Raw genomic sequence first — 14619 nt, 5'->3', positions numbered from 1 at the left:
TATTTTCTTATTTGCTCTCATCTACCTTCCAAAAGCAAAAGCAGTTGAAACAGTTCCTTGTGGAAATTCAATCAAGGACAAAAAGAAGGCTTGGTTTAGTACAAATTGTAAACCAAAGGATGGTTGGACATGTCTATTAAGGTGTGATGGACCACTTCCAGATACAATTAGTTTGTAAGGGATTTCTTTTTCCATTGATATTTAATCGTAACGATATGAAAAACATAAATAAACTCTTTTTAGTGGGGATCGTCCTTATTTGCTCTACATCAATTACTCTACCTGGAACTGACGAATCTTCTCTGTGCGGTGTAGCATATCTAGATCAAAAAAAGAACCTGTTAGGTAAATGTGTAGAAAAAGAAGGATACACATGTTTAGTAAGGTGTAAATCATCAAAAAAGAGTCTTGCGTCCTAATAAATATCGATTGCTCTTTTTTGACCTTTACAAATAAAGGTTATTTGATCGGTAGCTTTTGGGGATAGATTTAAAAATTAATTAGTTTTTGAGGTTTTTACTTTAAAAACTTGGCGTGTTTTATGAATGCATGACTTTCAGGTAAACAGCTTCCCAATTTTTTAATGGGAAGCTGTTTGACGATTTAACTTATTTAATGTTGTTAGAAAAATCAATGATATATTTCTTTAGTAGCGAAATTATTCTCTAGAAACACTTTCTCATGAAAAAGTTAATCATCATTCTATTTTTTGTTCTTGCTTCGTGTATAGAAAAGGAGCATTTACCAAAAAAAACTATTGTATTCACTAATCCGGAAATAATTGAGGACACGGCTTCCGAATGGATACAAATCGATAAATATTTTTCTTTGAATATACCTGATTCTATTTCTATCGGATTAATCAAACAAATTCAATGGACTGATTCATTACTTTATATTTTAGAAGATGGGATATATAACTCAGTAATGGTATTCGATATGGATGGACAGTTTGTTAATCGTCTTTTGAAAATGGGGACAGGTCCAGGAGAATATTCAACTATTGATTTTTTTATGATTGAATCGGATAAAATTAGTATCTATGACCGAAGTCAAAAGAAATTAATTCAATATGATCTGAATGATTATTTAAATTTTCAGGATTATTCTGTTCAGGATTATTTATTAGGAGGAATTTTCCTTCCTGGCAAGGATCGATACTTTCTTATTTCGGATGCTGAACTTGAAAACAATATTTATAAAGGATATGGCTTCACAACTGCTGACTTTTCATCGATCAAGTATTCCCCTCAACCTGCCGGGTATATAGAAGCGTTTTTACCTCAAAGTCTTACTCAGACCGACAAAGATCTCTTCATTACCCAGCCTTTTAGTGAAAAAATTTTTCAAATTGGAGCCGACTCGTTAATCCTGGAAGCCCAAATTGATTTTGGAAATAAGAAGCTTCCTAAATCAGTATCAGGAATGACTGACGCAGAAGAATTCTATGAATTGCTTAGCACAGGATCTTACTATTTTGCAGCTCATAACGTTTTATTTAGGGGGAATTCTGTAGCTTTCAATTTCTACAATGAAAGTGTTGAAAATGTACAATTGGCATTGATCCAGAATGGAAAAGCTTATCGCTTCCGAATTAATTCACCTATTGAAGAGCTCTTTTTAAAACCTCTTTTCAGCGGTAATGGACTTTATCATACCATATTACTTCCAGGTGAATATGATGAAGCTATTCTCTATAATTTAAACATATCAAGTGAAAATTATGAAAAACCCATTTTGGTCTCATATTTTCTGGAAAAGTAAAGGATTGGTCTTTGGGATATTACTTTCGCACGTCGTAATTGTGGCTTATGGTCAAGATCAAGTTGCTAAATATTTTTATGACCAAGATGCAAAGACTCCCTTGACGTATTTACAGCTTGTCTCGCCTACCAATGGTTTCTTAGTCTATACGGACATGAAAGGCATGGCTATCTTGCCTGATTCAGTTTTTAAAACTCAAATCGATTTCAATATTTCGGGTTTTGGTGTCAATGACACGTTGATTTCTGCATTTCAGTTGTTGAAAATGGATACTGTTTTTCTCAAAATGAAAGACTTTGAACTTCCGGAAGTTTCCATTAATTCCACTCTTTTGTCAGAGCTTAAAATTGGGGATCGGAGAAGTCCTATCCGGGAAGTAAAAAGACCTATAGGAGTCATTGGTTCTGACGACATTAATTATCGCTATACGATCAGAGTGCAGGTGCCCAAGAGAAGTCAGCTTCTACTTGACCAAGTGAATATCTGTGTTTCTCAAATACTTGAAAAAGAGGAGCAAGTAGTTGTCCGTTTACTCTATCCTTTGTCAGTAAAAAAGTTCAAATATGGAAAAAATGAACAAATCAATGATTTTGTAGATTTATTACCTTCTCCCAAAATAGTTACAATAAAAAGCGCTGGCTGGAATGTTATATCATTTGATGAGCCAATACCAATTCCAAAAGGGACTACCGATTTATTTATATTGTTCGATCTGTTAGAAACCGGTTCCAATTCTAAATTTGCCATTGTCGAACAGGCAGTTACAAAAGATATTGATTTAGGCTATTACCTTACAGGTGGAGAAATTGGGGTTTTCCACCCGGATCCCATTCACCCGGCCGTGGAGTTTATTTTTCTTAAGGAATAGTAAATATTTGGTGTACAAATTCCTTGAATATAGCTTACATTTCAGATTAAGGGACAAGTTTTCTTTTATGATAAATAACAAAGCCACCTCAGAAATGGGGTGGTTTTTTATCCGGTCATTGGAGAAAACCGTTTGATCAATTAAATTCACTAACTTTAAAGATATGCAAAACTCGATTTTAAAAGAAAAGCTTCATCAAGCAGTCGATTCTGCCGATTCTCAATTGTTGGAGATTTTGTTTTCGATAGTCAGTGAGTTCAATGAATCTAATTGTGAATTAACACCCCAACAACAAGCTGAGCTAAAAAGAAGACTGGAATTGTTTGACTCTGGAAAAATGAAATTTGCTACTTGGGATGAGATGATTTCAAGAATAGAAACAGAGTAATGCCTTGGTTGATCACCTATTCCAGTCAAGCCCAATCTGATGTCCGATTAGGTTTCAGGCATTATAAGGCCATCAGTGAATCTCTAGGGAAGTATTTTTTGAATGAGTTGAAGCAGGCCGAAGAAGCAGTACTCAATGCTCCGGAAGCGTTTCAAGTTAGATTCTTTGATAGAGTCAGAGGGTATCCACTTAAAAAATTCCCCTTTTTGATTCTATATGTAGTGGTAGAAAATTCTGTTTATGTCATAGCTGTTTTTAATACCAACCTTAATCCCGATCTCATAGAAGCTAGATTGAAATCCCAATAATTGAATGCTTATTTTGCTTCTCCAAGCAGTATATCGCTAGGATTAGATGATTTTTAGAAGGCTGATTATAAATGTTTTGGTAAAGGCTTTCTCCTTTAAATTGAACTTTAATTATTGCCACAACCAAACAACTTTAAACCTATTAACTTTTCATCAATAACTCGATGCTAATCCCTAGTCGGATTGATCATGATATGGGCCCGATGGGTACCCGGATCCATGATCCAAGGGAGACCGGGACCGGCTGGTTTCAGTGGCAATCCGGTGCTTTCGGCCGTGGCCCATGGGATATAGACGACCGAGCGGGTGTAGGTGTTTTTGGCCTCGCCTGTTTCCCAGTTTACATCACTGTGTTCCGCAGTAAGAGCATGCAGGGTAGCCCCTTGATCGGGAAGTTCGAGTTTGCCCGCTTTGGATTCAGCTTCCCGAATATCAAAGATTTCTTGGGCGTTTTTGCCTTCTTTACGAAGCGCCCACCCTCTTTCCATAAAAGGCTGCGCGCTGATATGATAGCAGGAAACGCTTAATCCTTCTCGGCCGGGATCATCTCCTAAGCAAACGGTTTGATTGCTGCCCTTCCGAAGTAAAGTCCCATCAAATCCATAAACAGTCGCATCGGCTCGCTGATTTTCTGGAGCAGCAAGTGTGGCGAGTTTGATTTGGGTTTCTTTTGACGGTGTGGATTGTGCAAAGACTGAAAATCCACTAAAAACGAGGAATAGAGTCAAAATTGATTTCATAGCTGTATTTTTGGGTTTCCCTTAAATTTACAGAACCGGCAGCAAGCGTCAAACTTATCCGAAACATTAATCTTTATCATTTTGCAAAGTAAGCCCTTCTCTTACCTCTTCACTGTCAGTTATTTTGGAGCCCGATTTAAGGGTTGGGCTATTCAAAAAGGACAACCAACTATTCAAGGAAAGCTAGAGCGGGTTTTTCGATTTGTTTTGGGGAATGAGGATTTTACGATTCTTGGTGGAAGTAGAACGGACTCGGGAGTGAGTTGTCTAGAAGGATATTTTCAGTTTTTTTCCAAAGAGGAAATCAACTGGGAAAATTATTTTGACCGGCTCAACCAAAATTTAGGAGGGGAAATCAAATTGCTTGGGGTTATTGCGACGGAGCGTTCGTTTAATTTGATCGCAGGAATGAAATCAAAAACCTACCGGTATTTTTTTTCGGATTCAATTCTTCATCCCTTTGCCACAGCCTTTGTCGCTGAAGTCTCCGAGGGGAAATTAGATTTTTCTCAAATGAATGCTGCTGCCCAACTTTTTGAAGGGGAACATGATTTCCGGGCCTTTTGTACCCTTTCTGAATCGAAGTCTGACTATCAGCGTAGTATCATTCACTGCCTAATTTCAAAATCAGATCAATTTTCTGGGGAGTTTTTTTCAAGGGAAACCAGGATGATGGAAATCAAAGGGGAAGGTTTTCTCCATCATCAAGTTCGAAAAATCATGCGAGCGATTTGGTACGTGGGTTTAGGATATTGGACTTTAGAAGAAATAAGTGGGCGATTAGAACTTCCGGAAAAAAACTGGGAGAAAATACCTCCTGCTCCGCCAAATGGACTTTTTCTTTGGAAAACTGAGCTCCAAGATTTTTGAATAGTAGATTCGGTCTCATTCCATACTTTACAAGGCTTTTTCCCTACCTTTGCAAACTCAAAATAGAGGAATAGCAGTGAAAGCGAGAACATTAAAGAAAGACAAAGTCAATATCATCACCATGGGTTGCTCCAAAAACCTGGTGGATTCAGAAGTCCTTTTGACACAGCTCAAAGGAAACGGAATCAACGCCAGTCATGAGTCCAATACGGATGATAATAATATCATTATCATCAATACCTGTGGATTTATAGATAATGCCAAGCAGGAGTCCATCGATACCATCTTGCAGTATGTCGATGCCAAAGAACAAGGTTTGGTTGAAAAGGTGTATGTGACGGGTTGTCTTTCTCAGCGCTACAAGGATGACTTGGAAAAGGAAATTCCTCAGGTGGATGCCTTTTTTGGAACGCAGGACTTGCCTGCGATTTTGAAGAAATTCAAAGCGGATTACAAGCATGAATTGGTGGGTGAGCGATTGTTGACGCATTCGGCGCATTATGCCTACATGAAAATTTCTGAAGGCTGTGATCGACCCTGTTCTTTTTGTGCGATTCCGCTGATGCGTGGCGGCCATATTTCCCGGCCGATTGAGGAATTGGTGAAAGAAGCGCAGCATAAAGCCTCTCAGGGCACTAAGGAACTGCTTTTGATAGCCCAGGACTCGACTTACTATGGCTTGGACTTATATAAAAAGAGAAACTTAGCAGAGTTGCTCCGCAACCTATCCGATGTGGAAGGAATTGACTGGATTCGCCTACACTACGCCTATCCGACGGGTTTTCCGATGGATGTGATCGAGGTGATGAAAGAACGTCCGAATATTTGTAAGTATTTGGATATTCCCTTGCAGCATGGATCTACTGATGTATTGAAGGCTATGCGTAGAGGAACAACCCGTGAAAAGCAGGAGGAACTGATTTATAAAATCCGTGAAATGATCCCGGAGATTGCCATTCGGACGACGCTGATCGCAGGCCATCCAGGAGAAGGAGAGAAGGAATTTCAGGAGATGGTGGATTTTGTGGAGCGGATGAAATTTGAGCGATTAGGGATTTTTACCTATTCCCATGAAGAAAATACCCATGCTTTTGGTATGGAGGACAAGCTTTCGCAGGAAGAAAAGCAGAGCCGTGCCAATCATTTGATGGAGGTGCAGGAACAGATCAGTTATGACCTTAACCAAGAAAAAGTAGGTAAGACTTTCAAAGTGCTTATCGACAAAAAAGAAGGTGGATATTTCGTCGGCCGAACTGAATTTGACTCTGTAGAGGTAGATAATGAGGTGTTGATAGATGCTTCAAAGACGTATTGCCGAGTGGGGGATTTTGTGAAGGCTAAGGTCTATGAAGCCTCAGAATTTGATCTCTACGCCACGGTAGAAGACTAAAAAAAAGTAACTAAAATCTGGCGAAAAGCTAAAGTCTCTCGAACGGAATAGAAAGTAATTCTTGAATTCTGGATAATAAAAAAGGTTGCTTTCGATGAAAAGGCAACCTTTTTTTGAAGAAGAAATTTGTGTAATAGATTAGATTGAATCTTTTCGTTCTAATTCAGCTATTTTCTTTTTATCATCCTCGATAGAGTTAGTGAGTTTTTCTATTTGCTTTTCTAGTTTTTCGATTTTACTAGACTGTTTGTCTATTTTTTTGTTGATCTTGGTAATATCATTGGGTGAAAGCTTTCCAGCAGCATTATCTTTCTCGAACTTGTTACGAATTTTGGTTCTTTTTTCGGTTTCTTTTACCAGCTTTTCTTCGGATTTTTCAAGTTTGATTTTCGATTTCTCTACCTTCTCCTTTAGCTTTATTGCCTTTTTTTCTTCTTTGCTGAGTTCCTGAACTATTACCTCTTGGGCAAAAAGCTGACTTGTGGGAGTGAAAACGAAGAGACCTAAAAATAGGACTAAAACGAATAAGATATTTTCTTTTTTCATGGGGTTATTTGTTTTCTTCATAAACGAAAAACAATTGTCGTTTGGTTCATTTTTATTTTTTAGGTAATCTTCCGGATTTTTTGAGTGCTTCACGTACAATCCATTCCAACTGTCCATTGGTACTACGAAATTCATCAGCCGCCCACTTTTCGACGGCTTTCATCATTTCTTCATCGAGACGAAGAGCAAATGGTTTTTTAGCCGGCATGATTGTTTTGCTTTGCTTCGTTAAATCGGTTTATGGCTCGTTGAGCTTCATTGGGTTTTTGTGTTCCCAGCAAAAATCTGTTTCTTTTGGTAGTAACCAATATCCCCATATTTCCACCCACATTGTAAGCCCAATGATCAAAATTATAGCGAATTCCCCAGCCTCCGTATTTCCAAAGTGGGTTGAATTTGATGAGTTGAAGAGACTGAATTTCATTAAAAGAATATAATCTTTTCTTTATCAGAGGGAAGAAGCTGTAGGATAGACTATGGGAGTCGATTCTTATTTCCAGTTTCATGGATAGAAAAAGAAGGATAACCAATGCTAAAATCATAAGCGGGAGGATAATACTGAGTGTAGAATCTGAGCTGATGACTGAGTTAAATATCCCGATCAAGGTCACCGCTGTAGTCCCTAGTAGGATTATCCAGATCCAGACTTGCCGAAAACGTTGAGTTTCTTTAAATACGGTGTTTGTCATAAGGGATTATTGTTTTCCGGTTTCCATTGATCGATCAATTGTTGAAATGCATCTGCTTTGCGAGTAGTAAATACAAGCGTTTTTTTAGGCGTGACCACTTGGATGATATGATCTGCGAAGTAAATGAACCCCGTCTTTTTCCTTCCAAATCGAATTCCATACCCTCCATGGTCCAGTATCCCATCTTTCTTTTCTACATGAATAGAGAGAATTTCTTCAGGATTTAGTTTTCTCCACCTATTGAGAAAAGGAGGGTTTCTATAGGAAAAAGAAAAAGAATCCATCCTTGTTTCCAGTCTCAAGCTAGCTATCAAAAGGATAGTGCCTCCGATGACTACTATCATGATTAGAAGTGGAATCCAACCATCATCACCGAGCTTGTCGAGATAGTAAAAGGTCAAAATCAAAACTAAGCCAGGCAATTCCAGAAGAATGACTACGTACATTAGCCAAGTACCCCGAAAGCTTTGAACTTCGTTGACCACCATTACCTTATTGATTTAATGTGCCTACATTTAACACGGGGCTAGCTGCGCGATCCGAACAAAGGACTACCATCAGGTTACTAACCATGGCGGCTTTCTTTTCTTCATCAAATTCTACGATCCCTTTCAGTTTCAAATCATCCAAAGCCATATCCACCATTCCCACCGCTCCATCCACGATTTTACGTCGTGCAGCAACGATAGCGGTAGCCTGCTGACGCTGAAGCATGGCTGAGGCAATTTCTGACGCATAGGCCAAATGCGAAATTCTAGCTTCAATCACTTTGATCCCGGCATGCTCGAGCCGCTCAGAAATCTCCAATTCTAGGGAGTGGTTGACCTCTTCCACGCCTGAGCGTAAGGTGATTTCTGCATCTTCTGCCTCAAAATCATCATATGGATACTTTCCAGCCATTTTCCGAACAGCTGCGTCCGATTGCAAATGGATAAAATTTTCGTAATCCTCTACTTCAAAAGTTGCTTTGAAGGTATTCTCTACTTGCCAGACCACAATAGTCCCTACCATAACTGGATTCCCGATTTTATCATTCACCTTCAGGGGCTTGTTCTCAAAGTTTCTCACTCGGAGCGAAATCTTCTGCTTGGTCATAAAGGGATTCACCCAGAAGAAACCATTTGCTTTCACAGTCCCCTTATAGGCGCCAAAAAGAATGAGAACCATCGCCTTGTTGGGTTGAAGTGTAAAAAATCCAGGGATAATCAGAATAAATGCAATAACAGCAATAACTCCTATGATAGGAAGCTCATTAATAAAGCTGAGTACTATGGCGGGGATGAGGGCTAAATCTAAAAGTAGGAAGAGGTAGCCTGATGAAGGTTTGATTATTTTTTCCATTTCATTATGATGTTAAAATGATATCATAATAAATTACGATAAAATATTTCAGATGTTCAAACTTTTACAAAAAAAAAGTCCTGAAAATATCAGGACTTTAGGGGATTATATGTTAAATCTTATTTTTTGGTAAATAAAGAATCGACAAATTCCTTTCGGTTAAAGATTTGAAGGTCTGTCATTTTCTCTCCGACTCCGATGTATTTGACTGGGATTTTTAGCTGATCTGAGATTCCGATGACTACCCCACCTTTGGCAGTACCGTCTAATTTTGTGATTGCCAAAGAGGTGATTTCTGTGACTTTTGTGAATTCCTTGGCTTGGATAAATGCATTTTGCCCTGTAGAACCGTCGAGAACCAAAAGAATCTCATGCGGTGCATCAGGAATAAATTTCTGCATGACGCGTTTGATCTTGCTGAGCTCATTCATCAGGTTGACTTTGGTGTGCAGTCTTCCCGCAGTATCAACGATGACTACGTCTGCTTTCTGATCTACAGCTTGCTTGACTGTGTCAAAGGCTACCGATGCTGGATCAGTATTCATGCCATGAGAAACGACAGGCACTCCCACACGGTCACCCCAAAGGATCAATTGATCTACAGCTGCAGCACGAAAGGTATCTGCTGCTCCTAACACTACTTTTTTGCCGGCGTTTTTGAAAAGATTGGCAAGTTTGCCTATGGTTGTTGTTTTTCCTACACCATTGACACCCACCACCATGATGACATAGGGCTTCTTATCTTCAGGAAGGTCAAAGTCCAAGAAATCCTGTGTGGTATTTTCTTCCAATAGCCCCACGATCTCCTCTTTCAAAATCCGGTCAAGTTCATCAGTGGAGAGGTACTTATCTCGAGCTACTCGTTCTTCAATTCGGCGGATAACCTTGATCGTCGTATCAACACCCACGTCCGAAGTAATGAGCACTTCTTCCAACTCGTCCAATACTTCCTCATCCACCTTAGACTTGCCGACTACTGCCTTGCCTAGTTTAGAGAAAATATTTTCACTTGATTTTTGAAGTCCTTGATCTAGACTTTCCTTTTTGTCTTTCGAGAAGAAACCAAAGATTCCCATGCTAAAATGATTGAATTAATGTCGGAATATAATGAAAAAGTCCCTGCTGACCGATGGACAGAGGGACTATAAATCATTACGATGCTTTTGGCAAATTATTTTTTCAAGGTGTCCTGAACCAGGGTGGCAGGAACCATCTCTTCTTTGAAGGTATATGCACCAGTTTTGTCAGACTTTACTGCTCTGATGACTTTGGCGTAGGTTACGCCTCCTTCTTTTTTCAGTGTTGCTACTACTTTCTTAGCCATATCTTTGTTTATTTATTGAGGTAAACCTCAGCTAAATTACTTGATTTCTTTATGAACAGTCACTTTTTTCAAGATTGGATTGAATTTTTTCAATTCCAAACGCTCAGTGGTATTCTTCCTGTTCTTTGTGGTAATGTATCTGGAAGTACCTGGCATGCCAGAAGCCTTGTGCTCTGTGCATTCCATAATCACCTGTACTCTATTTCCTTTCTTAGCCATCTTCGTGTATTTATTAGGTCGTGACTCTGATTATTTGATTACAATCATTCCTTTGTTTTGTGCCTCTTTCAACACAGCAGTGATCCCCTTCTTATTGATGGTTTTCAATGCCTTGGTACACACTTTCAAAGTAATCCATGCGTCTTCTTCAGGAACGTAGAAAGTCTTCTTGTGAAGATTTGGGTAGAATCTACGCTTCGTCTTATTGTTTGCATGGGACACGTTGTTACCTACTCGAGGTCTTTTTCCGGTAATGTCACAAACTTTTGCCATGATTTTATATCGTAATTGGTATGCGTTTCTGTAATGAGTCTGCAAATATCGGAACTTTTTGGGAATTAACAACAAAGCCCCATAAAAATATCCCCTATAATTTCATCCTTTCCGGTAAGGACAGTGAAGACATCCATTTCCGCAGCAATAGCCGCGTTTCAAATGATATTGGGCCGTGAAAACCATCAGCCCTTGCTCATTGAAATAATAATCGCCTGTACTCAATTCGGGTAAATCCCCTTTCTTCTTTTCTGATTTCATGGTAGGCCTCTCAGGCATTTGCTATATTTGCCTAAGTGAAATTATTTTAAACTCAAAATTAATCAAAATCATGCAGACCATCACTTCAAGCAAACAGGCAATTGCCTTAGAAGATCAATACGGCGCACATAATTATCATCCTCTGCCCGTTGTGCTCAGTAGAGGTGAGGGAGTTTTTCTATGGGATGTAGAGGGAAAGAAATATTTTGATTTTCTCTCTGCTTACTCTGCGGTCAACCAAGGGCACTGCCACCCTCGGATCAAAGATGCTCTAATCGAGCAGGCGGGCACACTGACGCTCACCTCAAGAGCATTCTATAATGATGTCCTAGGTCCATTCGAAAAATACATCACCGAGTATTTCGACTTTGATAAAGTCTTACCGATGAATACAGGGGCTGAAGGAGTAGAGACTGCCATTAAGATTGCTCGTAAGTGGGGTTATGAAAAGAAGGGTGTGGCGGAAAATGAAGCAAAAATAATTGTAGCCGAAAATAACTTCCATGGAAGAACGACCACGATTATTTCTTTTTCAAATGATGCTAATGCTCGCAAGAATTTCGGTCCTTACACCGACGGGTTCATTCGTATTCCCTATGATAATATCACTGCTCTCAAGGCAGCCCTTGCCGAGGAGAATGTAGTGGCTTTCTTAGTCGAGCCTATTCAGGGTGAGGCAGGAGTGTATACACCTGCCGATGATTTTATTCGAAAGGCCAAGGAGGCTTGCGCGGAAAAGAAGGTATTGTTAATTGCAGATGAGATACAGACGGGTATAGCGCGTACCGGCTCACTCTTGGCAGTTTGTGGTAACTGCGCCTGTGAAGGGCATTGTGAACGGCAGAAGACCTATACAAAGCCTGATATGCTGATTTTAGGAAAGGCCATTTCTGGAGGCTTCTATCCTGTATCGGCTGTATTGGCTGACAAGGAAATCATGGATGTGATCAAGCCGGGTCAGCACGGATCGACTTTTGGAGGAAATCCCTTGGGAGCAAAAGTAGCTATCGCTGCTCTTGAAGTAGTTCGTGATGAGAAATTGGCTCAAAATGCACGTAGGCTAGGAGAGCTTTTCCGAGAGCGAATGCAAAAAATGATCGATAAATATTCCATCGCAAAATTAGTTAGAGGTAAAGGCTTATTGAATGCTGTAGTCATCAATGACTCTGAGGAGAGCTCCACCGCTTGGGATATTTGTGTGAAGCTTGCCGAAAATGGACTTTTAGCAAAGCCTACCCACGGAAATATCATCCGATTTGCTCCACCACTAGTGATGACCGAAGAGCAGCTGCATGAATGCTGTGACATCATCGAGCGTGTGATATCAGAATTTTAATCAGGTATTCATCTTTATATTATGCAGGGGTGTTTTGGCAAAAAAGCCGAGCGCCCCTTTTTCCTTGAAAAATTATCATGAGCAAAGCAGTTTTATTTGATATGGATGGGGTGATTTGCCACACCAATCCTTTTCATTCCTTAGCCTTTAAGGAGTTTTTTGCAAAGCGAAATTTATTCCCAACAGAGGAGGAGTTTTCTCTTCATATGTATGGCAAGAGCAACTCCTATATAATGAGTCACTTTTTTGGAAGAAAAATCCAAGGAGAGGAGCTGCTGAAACTGGAAGATGAAAAGGAAAGTCTCTTTCGTAATATTTATCAACACCATGTCGAACCAATTTCAGGGTTTATGGACTTCTTTTTAAAACTAAAAGACCAAGGTTTAAAAACAGCTGTGGCCACTTCTGCCCCTATGGCCAATCTTGAGTTGATAGCAGGAAAGCTAGACCTTTTCAGGCATTTCGAATCTGCTATGGCGAGTGAGCATGTGACTAGGCACAAGCCAGATCCTGAGATTTATCTCAAGAGTGCAGAAAAACTTGGAGTCGATCCCCAAGGCTGTGTGGTATTTGAAGATTCATTTTCTGGAGTAACAGCAGGTTTAAATGCTGGAATGAAAGTAGTGGGAGTGCTATCATCACATTCAAAAAATGAATTACCCGTATGCCATCATTACATTGAAAACTACCAAGGGCTCGAGCCTGAGATGCTTATGGAATACCTGCAAAACCAAACATTCTAGTTAACATAATTCTAATAATTTATTAATATGGTTTTTAAGATTCACATTAAGGTAATGGATTAAATAATTGTTAAATGTTCTAAATCAGTGATTTGGGGATCTTCTTCTTGCTTTTCAACATATTGTATAATTAGTTTATATAATGATTTGATAATATTGGGTTCATTATTTAGACATTTTTAAGCCAGACCTTTGTCTCGCTGTACAATTTATAACACCTATTACTATTTCTGATATGCGAAGACTCTTCGCGATGGCTATCATCCTGGTGATGATGTCACTATCTGCCGTTTTTGCAAGGGACGTGCAAGGTGATTCACTGCTATCCAACGACTCCGAACAGGCTACTCCTGCAAAGGGCTGGTATGAAAAGCTGCGACTACGCGGTTATGCTCAACTTAGGTACAATGGGCTGTTTGAAACTAACCCGAATCTCATGTGCGACCAATGCGACAAGTCCTGGGGAGGAGATGGAGGAGGTTTCTTCTTCCGTCGAATCCGCCTGGTCTTTTATGGTCAAGTCCATGAGCGAGTTTATGTTTATATTCAGCCGGATTTTGCTTCCGGCGGCGGTAATTTTGCTCAAATCAGAGATGCGTACTTTGATGTGGCCTTGGATCCCAAGCAAGAATTTCGCCTGCGAATAGGCCAGTCAAAAGTGCCCTTTGGTTTTGAAAATATGCAATCAAGCCAAAACCGCCTGCCCCTTGATAGACATGACGGGATGAACTCTGCGGTTCCCAATGAACGGGAATCGGGCGTGTTCTTTTATTATGCGCCTCAGGAAATAAGAAAGCGATTTAGTTACTTGGTGTCTTCAGGACTTAAAGGTTCTGGGGATTATGGGATGTTTGGATTTGGAATTTATAATGGACAAGGTCCCAATGCCCAAGATAAAGATAGGAGCGTCCATGTAGTCTCACGTCTTACCTATCCATTTTTACTGCCGTCAGGACAAATTTTTGAAACTTCATTTCAGGGGTATACAGGGAAATATATCGTTCAGCGAAGTTCGCCTTTGGACTTGGATCAAAATGAATTTAGGGAGTATCGCTATGGACCGACTTTCGTTCTTTATCCTCAGCCTTTTGGTTTTCAGCTAGAATATAACTGGGGAAGGGGGCCTGAATATAACCCAGCGACAGATGATGTTGTGGATGCACCACTGAGTGGTGGATATGCTTTGGTCAATTACCAATGGAAAACAGGTGATAAGCTTTTTATTCCTTTCGCTCGTTACCATTATTATAAGGGAGGGAAAAAGTTTGAATTGGATGCTACCCGTCACCGGGTAAAAGAATTTGAATTGGGTGTAGAATGGCAGTTTAATCCCAACTTCGAACTCGTAACTATGTATACCATCTCAGACCGAACTTTCGAAAACTCATCTAATCCCAACAATCGCCAAAGAGGGAGTTTGTTGCGAATTCAGGCGCAGGTGAATTTCTAGAAAAACTTGTTTATTTATTAAAAAGACGAATTCCTGAGGGTTCGTCTTTTTTAGTTTCAAGTGGTTTTTTGGATTGTCAAAACAACCTTTTTAAGCAGAAGTATCACTT

Annotated in this window: 20 protein-coding genes; 9 read left to right on the top strand and 11 right to left on the bottom strand. The window is 39.7% G+C overall.

Features of this window, described 5'->3' with window-relative positions:
• Positions 1-681: 681 nt before the first annotated feature.
• The 4 genes from BLQ57_RS06565 to BLQ57_RS06550 all read left to right on the top strand — a co-directional run bounded on the left by BLQ57_RS06565 (position 682) and on the right by BLQ57_RS06550 (position 3328).
• On the top strand, positions 682-1764 hold the full coding sequence (locus BLQ57_RS06565) for a 6-bladed beta-propeller (RefSeq protein WP_087938532.1): 1083 nt from the start codon (positions 682-684) through the stop codon (positions 1762-1764).
• On the top strand, positions 1724-2632 hold the full coding sequence (locus BLQ57_RS06560) for a hypothetical protein (protein ID WP_087938531.1): 909 nt from the start codon (positions 1724-1726) through the stop codon (positions 2630-2632). The genes BLQ57_RS06565 and BLQ57_RS06560 overlap by 41 nt, the downstream gene beginning before the upstream one ends.
• A gap of 163 nt (positions 2633-2795) precedes the next feature.
• The gene (locus tag BLQ57_RS06555; protein ID WP_087938530.1) at positions 2796-3020 is read left to right on the top strand and encodes an addiction module protein; all 225 of its coding nucleotides are present in this window, start codon (positions 2796-2798) and stop codon (positions 3018-3020) included.
• Positions 3020-3328, top strand: coding sequence for a type II toxin-antitoxin system RelE/ParE family toxin (locus tag BLQ57_RS06550; RefSeq protein ID WP_087938529.1), 309 nt, complete (start codon positions 3020-3022; stop codon positions 3326-3328). The genes BLQ57_RS06555 and BLQ57_RS06550 overlap by 1 nt, the downstream gene beginning before the upstream one ends.
• Positions 3329-3495: 167 nt before the next feature.
• Here BLQ57_RS06550 and BLQ57_RS06545 read toward each other — a convergent pair whose 3' ends face one another.
• A complete protein-coding gene (locus BLQ57_RS06545) occupies positions 3496-4068 on the bottom strand; it encodes a hypothetical protein (protein ID WP_087938528.1) in 573 nt (190 codons plus the stop codon).
• A gap of 81 nt (positions 4069-4149) precedes the next feature.
• Here BLQ57_RS06545 and BLQ57_RS06540 point away from each other — a divergent pair, with 81 nt between their 5' ends.
• Both BLQ57_RS06540 and rimO read left to right on the top strand, forming a co-directional pair.
• Complete coding sequence (locus tag BLQ57_RS06540; protein WP_087938527.1) at positions 4150-4938, top strand: tRNA pseudouridine synthase A; 789 nt, start codon at positions 4150-4152, stop codon at positions 4936-4938.
• Between the two features lie 76 nt (positions 4939-5014).
• The gene (rimO, locus tag BLQ57_RS06535; protein WP_087938583.1) at positions 5015-6328 is read left to right on the top strand and encodes a 30S ribosomal protein S12 methylthiotransferase RimO; all 1314 of its coding nucleotides are present in this window, start codon (positions 5015-5017) and stop codon (positions 6326-6328) included.
• A gap of 138 nt (positions 6329-6466) precedes the next feature.
• Here rimO and BLQ57_RS06530 read toward each other — a convergent pair whose 3' ends face one another.
• The 10 genes from BLQ57_RS06530 to BLQ57_RS21110 all read right to left on the bottom strand — a co-directional run bounded on the left by BLQ57_RS06530 (position 6467) and on the right by BLQ57_RS21110 (position 10999).
• Complete coding sequence (locus tag BLQ57_RS06530; protein ID WP_139162679.1) at positions 6467-6874, bottom strand: V-type ATP synthase subunit I domain-containing protein; 408 nt, start codon at positions 6872-6874, stop codon at positions 6467-6469.
• A gap of 52 nt (positions 6875-6926) precedes the next feature.
• Positions 6927-7082 (bottom strand): type II toxin-antitoxin system antitoxin, encoded by a 156-nt coding sequence (locus BLQ57_RS06525; RefSeq protein WP_087938525.1) that lies wholly within the window; start codon positions 7080-7082, stop codon positions 6927-6929.
• Complete coding sequence (locus BLQ57_RS06520; RefSeq protein ID WP_087938524.1) at positions 7072-7563, bottom strand: hypothetical protein; 492 nt, start codon at positions 7561-7563, stop codon at positions 7072-7074. The genes BLQ57_RS06525 and BLQ57_RS06520 overlap by 11 nt, the downstream gene beginning before the upstream one ends.
• Positions 7560-8051, bottom strand: a complete 492-nt coding sequence (locus tag BLQ57_RS06515) for a hypothetical protein (protein ID WP_139162678.1) — start codon at positions 8049-8051, stop codon at positions 7560-7562. The genes BLQ57_RS06520 and BLQ57_RS06515 overlap by 4 nt, the downstream gene beginning before the upstream one ends.
• 4 nt (positions 8052-8055) lie before the next feature.
• The gene (locus BLQ57_RS06510) at positions 8056-8904 is read right to left on the bottom strand and encodes an SPFH domain-containing protein (RefSeq protein ID WP_087938522.1); all 849 of its coding nucleotides are present in this window, start codon (positions 8902-8904) and stop codon (positions 8056-8058) included.
• 119 nt (positions 8905-9023) lie between these two features.
• On the bottom strand, positions 9024-9980 hold the full coding sequence (ftsY, locus tag BLQ57_RS06505; protein ID WP_087938521.1) for a signal recognition particle-docking protein FtsY: 957 nt from the start codon (positions 9978-9980) through the stop codon (positions 9024-9026).
• A gap of 95 nt (positions 9981-10075) precedes the next feature.
• Positions 10076-10228 (bottom strand): DUF4295 domain-containing protein, encoded by a 153-nt coding sequence (locus tag BLQ57_RS06500; RefSeq protein ID WP_087938520.1) that lies wholly within the window; start codon positions 10226-10228, stop codon positions 10076-10078.
• Between the two features lie 36 nt (positions 10229-10264).
• Positions 10265-10447, bottom strand: a complete 183-nt coding sequence (gene rpmG / locus BLQ57_RS06495; RefSeq protein WP_087938519.1) for a 50S ribosomal protein L33 — start codon at positions 10445-10447, stop codon at positions 10265-10267.
• A 30-nt stretch (positions 10448-10477) separates the two neighbouring features.
• A complete protein-coding gene (gene rpmB, locus BLQ57_RS06490) occupies positions 10478-10720 on the bottom strand; it encodes a 50S ribosomal protein L28 (protein WP_087938582.1) in 243 nt (80 codons plus the stop codon).
• A 102-nt stretch (positions 10721-10822) separates the two neighbouring features.
• Positions 10823-10999, bottom strand: coding sequence for a C1orf53 family protein (locus BLQ57_RS21110; RefSeq protein WP_169712723.1), 177 nt, complete (start codon positions 10997-10999; stop codon positions 10823-10825).
• Between the two features lie 52 nt (positions 11000-11051).
• Between BLQ57_RS21110 and rocD the strand changes: the two genes are divergently transcribed.
• From rocD to BLQ57_RS06475, 3 genes are all read left to right on the top strand, one after another.
• A complete protein-coding gene (gene rocD, locus BLQ57_RS06485; protein ID WP_087938518.1) occupies positions 11052-12317 on the top strand; it encodes an ornithine--oxo-acid transaminase in 1266 nt (421 codons plus the stop codon).
• Positions 12318-12394: 77 nt separating this feature from the next.
• Entirely contained in the window at positions 12395-13060 is a 666-nt protein-coding gene (locus BLQ57_RS06480) for an HAD family hydrolase (protein WP_087938517.1), read from the top strand.
• 235 nt (positions 13061-13295) lie between these two features.
• Positions 13296-14510 carry a porin gene (locus BLQ57_RS06475; RefSeq protein ID WP_087938516.1) on the top strand — a complete coding sequence of 405 codons (1215 nt, stop codon included), beginning with the start codon at positions 13296-13298 and terminating at the stop codon, positions 14508-14510.
• Positions 14511-14619: the final 109 nt, after the last annotated feature.

Source organism: Algoriphagus faecimaris, from assembly GCF_900101705.1.
GTDB lineage: Bacteria > Bacteroidota > Bacteroidia > Cytophagales > Cyclobacteriaceae > Algoriphagus > Algoriphagus faecimaris.
This window is presented reverse-complemented; position numbering and strand designations above follow the sequence as displayed.